Origin of the sequence: Shewanella aestuarii (genome assembly GCF_011765625.1) — a bacterium.
Taxonomy (GTDB): domain Bacteria; phylum Pseudomonadota; class Gammaproteobacteria; order Enterobacterales; family Shewanellaceae; genus Shewanella; species Shewanella aestuarii_A.
Map to the genome: position 1 here is coordinate 157,819 of NZ_CP050314.1, position 12,483 is coordinate 170,301.

General features: G+C 37.8%; 12 protein-coding genes and 1 pseudogene. 9 read left to right on the forward strand and 4 right to left on the reverse strand.

What is annotated here, in order from left to right; translation table 11 throughout:
- The first annotated feature begins 52 nt into the window (after positions 1 to 52).
- The 3 genes and pseudogenes from HBH39_RS18255 (at position 53) to HBH39_RS18265 (ending at position 3,625) form a co-directional block, all read left to right on the forward strand.
- Positions 53 to 1,666 carry an MFS transporter gene (locus HBH39_RS18255; RefSeq protein ID WP_167680248.1) on the forward strand — a complete coding sequence of 538 codons (1,614 nt, stop codon included), beginning with the start codon at positions 53 to 55 and terminating at the stop codon, positions 1,664 to 1,666.
- An 83-nt stretch (positions 1,667 to 1,749) separates the two neighbouring features.
- On the forward strand, positions 1,750 to 2,121 hold the full coding sequence (locus HBH39_RS18260; RefSeq protein WP_167680249.1) for a ribonucleotide reductase subunit alpha: 372 nt from the start codon (positions 1,750 to 1,752) through the stop codon (positions 2,119 to 2,121).
- Between the two features lie 251 nt (positions 2,122 to 2,372).
- Positions 2,373 to 3,625: pseudogene (locus HBH39_RS18265) on the forward strand (IS4 family transposase).
- Positions 3,626 to 3,750: 125 nt separating this feature from the next.
- Here HBH39_RS18265 and HBH39_RS18270 read toward each other — a convergent pair.
- Together HBH39_RS18270 and HBH39_RS18275 are read right to left on the reverse strand one after the other, a co-directional pair.
- Positions 3,751 to 4,248 carry a hypothetical protein gene (locus HBH39_RS18270; protein WP_167680250.1) on the reverse strand — a complete coding sequence of 166 codons (498 nt, stop codon included), beginning with the start codon at positions 4,246 to 4,248 and terminating at the stop codon, positions 3,751 to 3,753.
- Between the two features lie 37 nt (positions 4,249 to 4,285).
- On the reverse strand, positions 4,286 to 6,013 hold the full coding sequence (locus tag HBH39_RS18275; RefSeq protein WP_167680251.1) for a bifunctional protein-serine/threonine kinase/phosphatase: 1,728 nt from the start codon (positions 6,011 to 6,013) through the stop codon (positions 4,286 to 4,288).
- A gap of 305 nt (positions 6,014 to 6,318) precedes the next feature.
- On the opposite strand from HBH39_RS18275, the gene HBH39_RS20065 reads away from it, so the two are divergent.
- Genes HBH39_RS20065 through HBH39_RS18285 form a run of 3 tightly spaced genes read left to right on the forward strand, consistent with a single transcriptional unit; the run spans position 6,319 to position 7,969 of the window.
- Positions 6,319 to 6,600: a hypothetical protein gene (locus HBH39_RS20065; RefSeq protein WP_348273005.1), complete on the forward strand. Its 282-nt coding sequence runs from the start codon at positions 6,319 to 6,321 to the stop codon at positions 6,598 to 6,600.
- Positions 6,570 to 7,598, forward strand: a complete 1,029-nt coding sequence (locus tag HBH39_RS18280) for an MFS transporter (protein WP_348273006.1) — start codon at positions 6,570 to 6,572, stop codon at positions 7,596 to 7,598. Before HBH39_RS20065 ends, HBH39_RS18280 begins: the two co-directional genes overlap by 31 nt.
- Positions 7,595 to 7,969 carry a putative zinc-binding protein gene (locus HBH39_RS18285; protein ID WP_167680252.1) on the forward strand — a complete coding sequence of 125 codons (375 nt, stop codon included), beginning with the start codon at positions 7,595 to 7,597 and terminating at the stop codon, positions 7,967 to 7,969. The genes HBH39_RS18280 and HBH39_RS18285 overlap by 4 nt, the downstream gene beginning before the upstream one ends.
- A gap of 248 nt (positions 7,970 to 8,217) precedes the next feature.
- On the opposite strand, the gene HBH39_RS18290 is transcribed toward HBH39_RS18285, so the two are convergent.
- Together HBH39_RS18290 and HBH39_RS18295 are read right to left on the reverse strand one after the other, a co-directional pair.
- Entirely contained in the window at positions 8,218 to 9,321 is a 1,104-nt protein-coding gene (locus HBH39_RS18290) for an ISAs1 family transposase (protein WP_167680253.1), read from the reverse strand.
- A gap of 115 nt (positions 9,322 to 9,436) precedes the next feature.
- A complete protein-coding gene (locus HBH39_RS18295) occupies positions 9,437 to 9,988 on the reverse strand; it encodes a hypothetical protein (protein ID WP_167680254.1) in 552 nt (183 codons plus the stop codon).
- Between the two features lie 241 nt (positions 9,989 to 10,229).
- Between HBH39_RS18295 and HBH39_RS18300 the strand changes: the two genes are divergently transcribed.
- The 3 genes from HBH39_RS18300 to HBH39_RS18310 all read left to right on the forward strand — a co-directional run bounded on the left by HBH39_RS18300 (position 10,230) and on the right by HBH39_RS18310 (position 12,433).
- Complete coding sequence (locus HBH39_RS18300; protein WP_167680255.1) at positions 10,230 to 11,147, forward strand: DNA replication terminus site-binding protein; 918 nt, start codon at positions 10,230 to 10,232, stop codon at positions 11,145 to 11,147.
- A 9-nt stretch (positions 11,148 to 11,156) separates the two neighbouring features.
- The gene (locus tag HBH39_RS18305; protein ID WP_167680256.1) at positions 11,157 to 11,489 is read left to right on the forward strand and encodes a hypothetical protein; all 333 of its coding nucleotides are present in this window, start codon (positions 11,157 to 11,159) and stop codon (positions 11,487 to 11,489) included.
- 383 nt (positions 11,490 to 11,872) lie between these two features.
- Positions 11,873 to 12,433 carry a hypothetical protein gene (locus HBH39_RS18310; RefSeq protein WP_167680257.1) on the forward strand — a complete coding sequence of 187 codons (561 nt, stop codon included), beginning with the start codon at positions 11,873 to 11,875 and terminating at the stop codon, positions 12,431 to 12,433.
- Positions 12,434 to 12,483: the final 50 nt, after the last annotated feature.

A 12,483-nucleotide genomic window follows, 5' to 3' on the forward strand; every position in this document is an offset into this window, starting at 1 on the left:
TGTGAAACTCTCACCATAGTTATGTTAAATTTCATACAACTGGATGAGTATAATGGCAGATCTAAAAAAATGGGAACCAGAAAACGAGCAGTTCTGGGAAACCACTGGTAAATCAATTGCTCGACGAAATTTGTGGATTTCAATACCCAGCTTATTATGTGGCTTTGCGGTCTGGCTTTATTGGGGTATTTTAACGGTTCAGATGATGAACGCAGGATTTAGCTTCTCCTCCGACGAACTCTTTACTTTAACCGCCATAGCTGGGTTATCAGGTGCAACACTACGTATCCCGAGTAGTTTTTTCATACGTTTCTGTGGCGGCAGAAATACCATTTTTTTTACGACTTCATTGTTACTTATCCCTGCCTTTTTTACAGGAGTTGCATTACAGAACCCTGATACCCCTCTTTGGCAATATCAACTACTAGCACTACTATCTGGTTTTGGAGGAGGCAACTTTGCGTCATCAATGTCTAATATCAGTTTTTTCTTCCCTAAAAAACAACAAGGTCTCGCTCTAGGATTGAATGCCGGTTTGGGTAATTTTGGCGTAACAACAATGCAAATACTTATCCCTTTATTCATGACTTACAGTGTTTTTGGTGCTTTTGGTGGTGACCCAGTCACTTTAGTCAGCCCATCAGGAAGCTTGATTGGTAAAGTACCGGCAGGCTCTCATACCTGGATCCAGAATGGTGGCTATTTATGGTTACTCATATTGGTCCCTTTATTCTTTGCAACTTGGTTCGGCATGAATAATATAAGAACAAAAGAAGTGTCACCTGATGTTGGGTCGCCACTTAGCGCTATCGCTATGATTAGTGTGATGTTAAGCATCGGTTTAATCATTGCAGCAGCAGGGTTATGGCTAATATTACCTGAATCTGCAAACGGCTCCGGCTGGGGAGTTCCAAAGGAACTCGTTTTGGTATTAGTTGTCACAACGACCGTATTTTGCTTAAAAATGCTTCCAGGAGCCATTGGGGATAGTTTATCTAAACAATATCAGATATTTAACAATAAACACACTTGGGTGATGAGCGTTATTTACACCATGACATTTGGCTCATTCATTGGCTTCTCTGCTGCATTCCCATTAGCGATTAAAGTGATTTTTGGTTTCCAACATGTGATGGTTGACGGACAAATGACCCATGAGATGGTAAACCCTAATGGACCCAGCGCATTAATGTACGCTTGGCTTGCTCCATTTATTGGCGCATTAATTCGTCCTGTGGGTGGCTGGATTGCCGACAAGTTCGGAGGCGCCTTAGTCACACAGTTATGTTCAGCTACGATGGTGGTTTCAAGTTTCGGTGCGGCATATTTCATGAAACAGGCATACAATTCAGCCACACCTGAAGAGTTTTTTATGCCATTCTTCATCACCTTTTTAGTTTTATTCGCTGCAACGGGTATTGGCAACGGCTCAACATTTAGAACTATTGCAATGGTGTTTCCAAAAGAACAAGCAGGACCTGTTTTGGGCTGGACTTCGGCTATTGCCGCTTATGGAGCATTTTACATTCCAATGGTATTTGGTCAGCAAATAAAGTCAGGGACTCCTGATGTCGCACTAATTGGCTTTGCTATATTCTATGCTGTTTGCTTACTTGTTAATTGGTGGTTTTATCTACGCAAAGATGGTGAGTTCTATAATCCATAAAATATGATTACCCACAGGCTTATTAAAACAATAAGCCTGAACCTGTACCTATTCCTAAAATCGATGACATTAAGAGTAATATTATGAGCGCATTAAAAGAGTTAATTTCGATGGCAAACTATCAAGGTGAGTCAGTAAAATTATTATTTCTATTTGCTAAAGCTGAATATGCACAATCTGATAATGGCGAAAATAAAGGCCATATGATACCTCTCATGTGTGTAGATAAATATCCAAAAGATCTTTCTGATTTTGCCGGTTTATGTGATGAAGCTGATAATATAAACTCTGAGTGGGAATTTATTTTTGTTACCAGCATGCTGGCTGACGTGGACCAAGAAGCGCTAGATAATGGCTTAAAGCGCATGGCAAGTGATATTGAAAATGGTGAAAATACTGCGATGTATGTTGTCTTAGACAGACAAGAAAATGTCATTGAAATGATGCGCAGTTAACCTGCCGATTTTATCATTATCACCCGAGAGCTAGTTTTGCTGAGCATCGCTAGCCTTAGAGCTACCGCAAAAGTGGTTGTATTTTTGTACAAGCAGTGAAATGTATTAAACGAAACGTCGTGAAATTATCCATGATGACCCTCATAGACAGGATCTTTAGCGATAACGCTATATTTTAGGTAGAAAAAAGGCCTTATTTATGATCTGATAATTGTCGCCAAACAAACCACCATGAGCAATAAATAAAGCCGATGACGATTATCTCCTTAAAAAAGCAGTTTATGCAATTTTTCAATGCAAATATTCTTCAAAAAATGGCTAAGCGAACAGGGTTTATTCAACGAAATAGGTCTATTCTTCCGGAAATACTGGTCCCAAGTTTGATATCTGCGTTAAGTAAAGGTAACTGTCATGCCATTGCCGACTTGCATCGTCAGTTCAATGGTATGTGTCTGACTGAAGACGATAATGTGGCTTACAAGCCATTCCATAACCAGCTCCGTAAAGAAGCCTTTCCTCATTTTATGCAGCAACTGGTTCAGTTGGCTATCGCTCAATTTGCCCGCCAGCAATGTGCTCAGCTTCCGAAGAAACTCTCTTGCTTCAGGATGGCAGTTCTTTTCATGTTCACAAAGCCTTAGCTGATATCTACCCCAGCCGTTTTAAGCGTAATCCAGCAGCGATAGAGTGCCATATGACCATGTCTCTGCGAACATTTAACCCAACCGCGATGACGATAACTGCTGATACAGCTTCAGAAAGAGCCTATCTCCCCAAGCCATTTCGGATGAAAAACAAGCTACTTCTGGCTGATGCAGGATATCCTGATTTCGATTTTTTTGCCGATGTGGAACGTCATAATGGTTTCTATATTGTTCGGGGTGCAAAGTCACTCAACCCAAGGGTTGTTGAAGCTAAAAATGGCAAGGGCTGCATTCTTCCTAAGCTTGTTCGAATGAAACTCAAAGACATAACGCGCCGTACCAACCTCTCTGAAGTCCTTGACTTAACAGTTCGCAGAGGGAAACAAGAGTTTCGAGTTGTAAGACCTTGGTTCGCACAAGAAAAACGTTTTTGTATCTGGTTAACAAACCTACCGACAGAGGCCTACTCAGCCGATGATATTATGACGATTTATCGCTGCCGCTGGCAGGTTGAACTGCTGTTCAAAGAGTTGAAATCACATACAAACTGGCAGAGATTTGCTACTGCGCAAAAAGCGATAGTTGACGGCCTAGTCTGGGCCAGTCTGCTGGCCGTTATCATCAGGCGCAGTACCGCACTTCAGATAATGCCCTCTGTTTCACTGTTCAAAGCAGCGAAGAATGTGGACGTTTGGCTGCTGCCAATCTTTGAATGTATCTGTCATCGAGCCTGGTCAGAAATAGCAGAAAAGCTAGACTGGGCTATTTGTTATATAACCAGAAACGCTCAAAAGTCACAGCAAAGAAAATCTAAAGAAGACATAACTTTAGATGGGATTTATGCCAAGCTTAATGCTTAAGGTCCAGTGTATGTGATGACCCTAATATAAAAGAATAACCGCGCTCATGCGGTTGATGTTCGTTTAATGAACACATAGAAACATACCCAATCAACTCTCACCAAAGGTGACTCTACCACCACAACTTACTCATGATTAACGATAGTAATAAATAATTCTGCAATTTCTTCTTTAGTTAAGGCTTCATCAACCGTTGGGTAAAATATACTTTCCTTTTTGATGTTTAGCAGATTCAATAAAATCCTTAACTCTTCAAAGATTGGAAGTAAATTACTGATAGTTGAGTTAGCTTCTACTTTTGCTTTATCATTATTGCTTTGAGACAAAGTAGATATTTTTGATAAATCCAGAGAAATATGTTCAATCAGCATTTTGCAATGCTGAAATTCTTGTAGAAGTGAATAGGTTGGATAGCTTTCGAATAATGGATTTTTTTCATCTTTAAACAAAGGAAATAATACCTCCTCTTCCCAGTGAATAAACAGTAACAAATCCCTCTTAATAAAATTAAATACATGTTGTGATTGAGCAATATTACTCCTTATTAACCCATAAGAATAAGATAATAAAAAACTCTGCTTGTCGTGTATTGCTGAAAAATAATTAGTCATTAATCCTTGCATATTAATACTCCTTGGATAAATCCATTTAAAACCAACCTCACGATGTTTGACTAAATAAATAAATAACAACTAACAATGTAATAAACCAAAAACCACTCACTAACTTCCAAAAGAAGAGACTGTTTGATTGTTTAACTTCTGGTACTGGTTTTAAAAAAATCGGGTTAGGTTGAGTTAAATCAGTCATAAACTCAGCGACTGTGTTATATCGCTCGTATAAATCAAATTTAACCCCTTTCTCTAAAGCTTTATCAAACCACACGGGTATAATAGGGTTAATGCTAGTAGCTGAAATATATCTTAGTTTATCGTAATCTCTTATACTTCTACATTCTTCAACCTGTTGCCCATAAGGCAAACTATGAGTAAAAACTTCATAACTCAACGTAGCAAGACTATAAATATCACCTTGAATTCCAGGATTTTTACCTTGTAGATAATTGGGGTCGGAATAACTTGCCGTACCTAAAACGCCTTGAGACTCAATGGGGCTATATAGCTCTGCAACACCGGCAACAAACACCGAACCAAAATCGACAATTTTCACTCTATCATCATCTAATATGATAATATTAGCTGGTTTTAAATCTTGATGAACAGCATCATGTTGGTGGAATGCCTCAAGTGCCAAAGCAATTTTTTTTACAAGCTCAATAGCTCTTTTCGGTGAAATAGGAAAATACTGCTCAAGCCATTTATCTAAACTTATCCCCGGTAACCACTCCATTAGATAATACAAGCCTGTTCTAGGTCTATGGTGTTGAATAATTTTTACTACATACTCAGACTCGATACGACTCCCTATCCACTGCTCTCGTATAAAGCGATCGATATAATGAATATCATCAATAAAATTTTTAGAAGGAACTTTCATGGCAAATTGCTCATGCGTTTCTTCGTCTTCGACAAGATATAAATGGCTTCTGCTGGATGCAAAGACCTGGCGTAACACTCGGTAACCATCAAGCTTCATGCCTGTTGTCAATATTGGTGGAAAAGGTAAACGAGTAAGCTCCAAGTTTAAGTCATCAATATGTTGTTGAGGTAAAGATTTGATATGTAGCGCTAAACAAGTCATATTGTCATCACTATGGCCTTTTTCTGCCGCATCAATAAGTTGAATACAAATTTGCTCCATAGATAAAGGCTGATTCATTAGTCTTGTTAGCTCATCCTCACTAATAAAATCATGAACACCATCCGAACAGAGTAAATAACGATCATCTTGCTGAAGGTCAAAGCAGCTATAATCAATATGCAGTTTGTTATCCATACCCACTGCTCGAGTCAAAAATGTTTTATCTTTTTCAATACTGGCACAGTGGTCCTGAGTTAACTGCGTCAATTGGTTATCTCTTAAAAGGTAAATCCTACTGTCACCCACATGAAAAAAATATCCTTTATGTCCTTTTAACACTAAGGCGCTCAACGTGGTTAGATACCCTTTATGGTCGTTTTTATATTGATGACTTTTACGGAACAATCGTAAATTTATTGCTGATAAAACTTGCTCTCCACTCTTACTTACAGACCACATATCGGGAGTTTGGTAGTATTCAACTAGAAATCGCTCTACAGCAATGTGGCTAGCCTCACGACCTGCTTCAGCTGAGCTCACACCATCTGCGACAATAAATGAATAGCCTTTTACTTGCTTTAAGTATGGATCATTAGGTAATGAAAGGTCAGAGGCATCTTCGTTGATGTCTTTTACACCTGCACAGGATTGATATGAAACATCAATATCGAAGTCAGTAGCGGCCATAAATAAACCTTCTATACAGATTTATGTAATTATTGATAACCATAACCGACTTAATGAGTCAACGATATGAGCTTAACCTTATTCATTTATCAAATATTGAAGATAAACAGAATGCAATTACTTAATTTCCCGTGATGGAATCAGTATTATTTCATTAATAAACAACAATCTAAAGAAGCGCATACCCACTAGTAGATAGTGAAAACACGTTACAAATACAATTGTGGATATTAAAGGGTAGTATGATCAAACAACCAATAACTTAGTTAAACTCACAATAACAGTTATCGGAAATCGAGAGAGTCGTGGCATACCAACACCCTAAAGCTTGGAAGGCGTTACTGTTCGCAACATTAGCATTTGCTGCCAATTTTTCAGTGTGGACATTATATGCAGCAGCAGTGATTCCTTTTGCTGACCAACTCGGTTTTTCACATACTCAACTGGGAGTTTTACTAGCATCCCCCATGTTAACTGGCGCACTAAGCCGTATACCGGCAGGTCTTTTAGTCTGTCAATTCAACCCTAAAAAGTTATTTATTATTCAAATGTTGCTGTGTATCCCCCATTATTATTATTGCCTTTAGCCGAACAGTATCACAGTTTACTTTTCGTCGGTCTTTGTATCGGACTTAGTGGTAGTTCCTTCACTTTTGGAATCAACTATATTAACGATTTCTTCCCTAGAAAAAACCAAGGTACGATAATGGGAATATTCGGTGTAGGCAATGCTGGCGCTGCAATTAACCTAGTGTTTGCCCCAACCATAATTGAACTTTGGGGATGGTCATATTTGGGGCCAGTATACGCTATTGGATTGGTCATTATTTCTGGGTTGTTTTATTGGTTAGCACCCACACCAGTGGTAACAAAACATCCTATTCACATTGTTCAGAATTGTCATAATATTTTTAAAGCCTTTAAAAACCTCCATGTATGGGCATTGGGTCTGTATTATTACTTTGTGTTTGGTTCTTTTCTAGCATTATTGATGTGGCTGCCCAATTACTACATGCATGCCTACCAATTAAATATTATGCAAGCAATGGCCTTTACATTATTTTTTGTAGCTACATCATCAGTAGTTAGAGCTCTCGGTGGCTGGTTTGCAGATAAATATGGCGGAAGAACTGTTAATTGGAGCGTGTTCTGGGTCTGCTTGGTTTGCTTGTTCTTTCTAAGCTATCCTCCAACAACCATGACAATACATGGTGTTCATCAAGACGTTAATTTAACGATTTCAATCAATGTTTGGCTGTTTTCGACCCTGCTTTTCATTATAGGTATTGCACAAGGGTTTGGGCGAGCCAGTGTATTTAAAGTTATTTATGATCAATATCCCAATAATACCAGCGCTGTCGGTGGTGTTGTAGCTGCTATTGGTGCTTTGGGTGGTTGTACTTTACCTATTCTCTTTGGCATATCCGTAGATGTTATTGGTATTTATAGTGCAAGTTTTATGGTGTTGTATGGTGTTTTAGCGCTGTGCATGATGGCAATGTATTTGGCGATTCAAGCAGAAGAACATCAAAAAAGAATTGTAGAAGCAAAAAAATATAATTTCCTAGAGGATGATAATTTATGAATCAGATAATTAATAATGGTGATTTACCCTTAGTTTATTCATGTTCGGGCAGCTCAAATGTTGCGCAGTTAGCTAATAGTTTGGCCATCGAACTTAATGCTTTGGGGATTGCAGAAATGTCTTGTATTTCCGGTGTGGGAGGAAATGTACGGCCTTTGGTTAAATTGGCTAAATCAGGCAGGCCTATTATTGCAATTGATGGCTGCCCATTAAGTTGTTCCGCATCATGCTTAAATCAACACAATATTAAAGCGACACATCATTTTGAGTTAACAAACACTATGAACTTACAAAAGCGTCAATATAACCAATGCTCACAAACAGATTTACAAAGTGCTTTGGCAATGATCATCTCAAAAATAAGTGATTAATTTTCAAAAAATATGCATTTCGATATTTTAAGCCAACTAAAATATATATTTATCATATTTAAGATCATCTAAACCCTGATCGAGGTTGTGAACATTTTTTGAACAGCCAATGTTTGACGAGTAATCTATTTGACGCCATTGCTTAGCTGTGATTTTATACTCTCTTTTAGGGGAGTAAATTATGTACCTTGAAGCCTTCACAACCTATTTCAGTGAACTCACCGCCCCCGTCAATCCACAGGGGCTGATTACACTTTTTGACCAGTGCCAAAAATAATCTCTTCCCTGAAATCATCACTCCAACAGGCTCGATTGAATTTCTGATTTTGGCTTGTTTTAGCGGGATGTAGTTTCACTAGATTTAATGCCCAACGCCTTAAAATAGCCAGAATACTTGCACCATCCTCATCATACATTTTTTGCTTATCCTCTTGAAATAATGTGTCCAAAAGCCAATGCTGATTATTTTCCGTTTGCCAATGAGCCCTAATCGCTATGCCAAAGGCTTCTGATGTCAGGACAGCACTGCTGACATAAAAGTGCGTGTCTATACTGGTTTTGTTACCCACTTTTCGATGACGTTCTACTGCTATTAATGTTTTTAGTTGAGACCATTTCATTTTTATTTCAGCGGGTAAATTCAGTGGGCACTGAAACGTTATCCGTTTTTCAACTCGACCATGGCCTTTATCATCTTGCGTAAAGCATTCTGCATCAGAGTTATTTGTAATATAATCAGCAAATTGTGCCTGCACTGCCTCGTACAGCTTTGGCTGATTACCTTTGACTTGCAAAATACAATGCCCGCCTTCTTTTACTATGTAATCAACTGTTTGAACCTGACAATGTAACGCATCAAATGTCAGTAACTCAGACTTCAAATCAAGACACGTCAGCAATTCTTGAACGAGTTTGAGTTCACTCTTTTTGCTTGCTCCTGATTTAGCGCTGAATACTAAACCAGAGCCTGTATCATATGCGGTTACCATATGTAACGCAGCGCTTGAGGCTGATGCTTTGGCACCTTTAAGCACTTTGCCATCAATCGCAATAGATGATAGACCAGTACTAAGCCGATGTTCGTTGACCCAACTCAACAAGGCGTCTAATAAGGAATGCTTTGACACCCCCCTAAAGATACGACCAATACTTTGCTGGCTGGGAATACCATTGGTAAAGGGGCGGTATTTTCGTAACCACTCCAATTTCAAGGTGCCGAATTCATGGTAAGCAGACCAGCTTTGAGCACCAGAGATGACGGCGCTTAGTACAAGAAAACAGATGTCAATAACATCATGTTCTTGATTTATATGGGAACGGCAATCAGTTATGTTATCAAGGTGTTTTAGCATAATCGGTCAAAAGGCAAAGAAAAAGAAGCCTATTTGATCATACTGGTTGGATCAATCAAGTTATTTTTTATCTCATTGTTTTTAAATGATACGTGTAAAAAGCGATCAAGTATGATCAGCCCCTGATGCCAACCTGAGCTAAACTTTCAATAGCTGCATTTCTGGCATCTTGAAAGTCTTTATTTAATTGCTCTTTCTTTGCTGACAATGCGGCTCTATCGGTCTCACCTTTTTCATAAGCACTTTTAGACTCATTATAAATTGGAAGGTAAGCATCAAACTCGGCTTTTACTTTTGTTAATGTTTTATTTTCTGCATCAAGTCTTGCCTGATAGATAGCGAGTAGTTTTGCTTTTTTTTCCTCTAAATCGAATGGCTTAACATCATCAATAAGTTGTACCAAGTCCATTTCGTCAATCAATTTATTGATCGCACTAATTTTTGCTTCAGATTCATTTATCCCACGTATTGCCTCGACCTTCGCTTCAAAGTCAGCTTTATCGTCAAACCAGTCTTTAATTGCGGATTCGTTTAGCGTATAGACATCGATGATTTCATCACCGAGTTTTCGCATAGCGGTATCATCCAACTTGCCAATATCGGGTCCTTGTGTACAACCTTGAGCAAATAGCACTGCAGCAATCATAGAAATTTTTAACTTATTCATTATCTATCCTTGGTAATTAATAACATAACTGCAAAATTGTCTCAGAAAATTTAAACAAATTGTCAAAATAAGGTGCTCAAAATCGAAACGCTAATTTATTACTATAAATAAATTTTGTGACAAAATTCATTTTGATGATTAGCAAATAAGAAGTGCAACGAGAATGATGCTGATGATTAAAATTTGACTTGTACGATAATCAAGCTCATAATCCAAACATTGACAGTATGAGGTGACATAGTTGAGCAATCGGGCAACCCTTAATTCATACATTCTCATCAACCACCAACGATTAGTTAAGGCATTAGATGAGCTGGCTAACTTTGTTTGTGAAAATGCATCGTTTATTCATATGTATAGACTTCCTAACTTACCTTTAGGGGCAGAAGATGAACAACCTGAAAGCATTGAAATAAAGTATATTTTCGATGGTATAGACCAACAATCAAAATCATTTTTAAAACAGGCGATAACACAATTAGAGATAAATGCTTTTGAGGAGAACACATATCTAGCAAAACGGTATCCTGGATTGGTTGTGTTACCTCCTCTTTTAAAAGATGCTTTTCGTAAGTTAAACGAGAGGGTTAGTTCTCTTAGAGAGGAGTTCTACGCTTCAGTTAAAAGAGGATTCAAGAATCGCCAGTCAGTGCACGAAAATTTACACAAAATTTTGCCTAACCTTGTTTTATTGTCTGCGGTAAGAAATATAAGGTACGTAGAGCAAGATATAGATGAACTGGCATCTGTGAATTTTTATTGGCTGTCAAAGAAGATGGTCAAACACGTAAAGCATGAGTCGGCCACTGAAATTATCAATGATGGCGTAGCTAAATTACGTAATAAAGACTGCTTTGGGTTAACAAATGAAGAGTTACTAATTAGGCAAAAAAAAGAGTTAGAGTTGATTTCAAGGGTGCCTAAATCATCGAGTATTGTGGAAATTCGATATGCACGAGTACAACCATTTATCGATGTTTGGGGGCGAAACGAATCGGATTCAAGAAACACTAAATTATTAGGGTTGAATGCTAGTTTACCAGTGATCATGTTTAGTATGCCACACCAGATAAAGCAGCTTTGTAATTATAATTACAAAGCACCAAAAAAAATCAATTTGCCGGTACTGATCCATAGAAAGCATTGGTATGTAAAATAAGGATAAATTATGATTTCTTCTATAGTTTTCGCTATTGGCCTGTCTTTAGGTGTTTCGGCCGATCAAGGTTATGAATTTCCAAAAGGCATTATTATTCGTGAATATAATGATATCCGTATTCGCGAGGTTACAGAGGTGAGTCACGCTCCAACTTTAATTACTGAGCAAGATAAGTACATTCACCAACTTTACCGCGAGCAATTTAAACGATTTAACCCACATTCATATTTCGACTTAACAGAAAAAACTAAAGCTGAAATTAAGCCTTTAAAACAGGGGAAGCTCCTTGAACGATTTAGCGTTCAAGTAGATCCCTACTTCATGGATCGATTTGATAAATGACCTATAGCCTATTTAAGAAAAATCCATTATATCAGGCAACGCTAATTGCGCTACTGTTGCCATTTTGCGTATTCATCCTATCCAGTATAACGACGTTCGCACTTTACTCTTTCACAATACCCTTGTCCTACATAGTTATTAGTGCACTGCCATTGCTAGGGACAATGGTAAAGGTTACGATTAGAACAACTACTAAACAATTAGTTATTAGCCGGTCACTCATTGGATTTACATTTCATAGCAAATTTTTTCAGATTAATTCTGAAAATGATGTTTTTTGGGTCCAAGAAAGTAAAAATAAGCGATTACACACATTATATGTCGATAGTCGGACTACTGGACTTACAATCTCAGATTAAAAAAACTCGTGCTATAATCAATATATGACAAAAAAATTATCTTACATTGAAGCGCGTACACTAATTAGGGAAAATTTCGTATCCAGCGCACTTGAATATCAAGAATTTAGAAATTCTTGTGAAGCTTTACGCTCACAATTACCATCGCAGCCGTTGGTGTTTTATAAAGAGGACTGGAAGGGTTGGGATGAGTTTACTGGGGTTAAACACAAAGAGTTAGATATAGATATCAAGACTCTCCAAACGCTCGCTGAACATTTAAACTTACATACAAGATCTGAATGGGAACAAGCAATCAAAGAAAATATGCTAGGCGTCCCCATATCGATAAATAAAATTAAAGGTTTTTCTAATTGGAGTAATTTTCTAAGCAAATCTGAATACATCTCATTCAAAGAGCTACTTGTTTTCACTAGATCTCTATCTATTAAAACTCAAATGGATTGGCGTGAATGGTGCAAAAAAAATTCTCGACCAGATCGAGTACCATTTAATTTACGTAAAATTTATTATGATGATTATTTAGCAGAATGCCTTAATCATAATGTAAGCTTTTGGAAATTTATATTTGTAGGTGAAGATTAGCCCTTAGATGTAGATTTTACATGCAAGGGCTAATATGTACTCCATTTGAT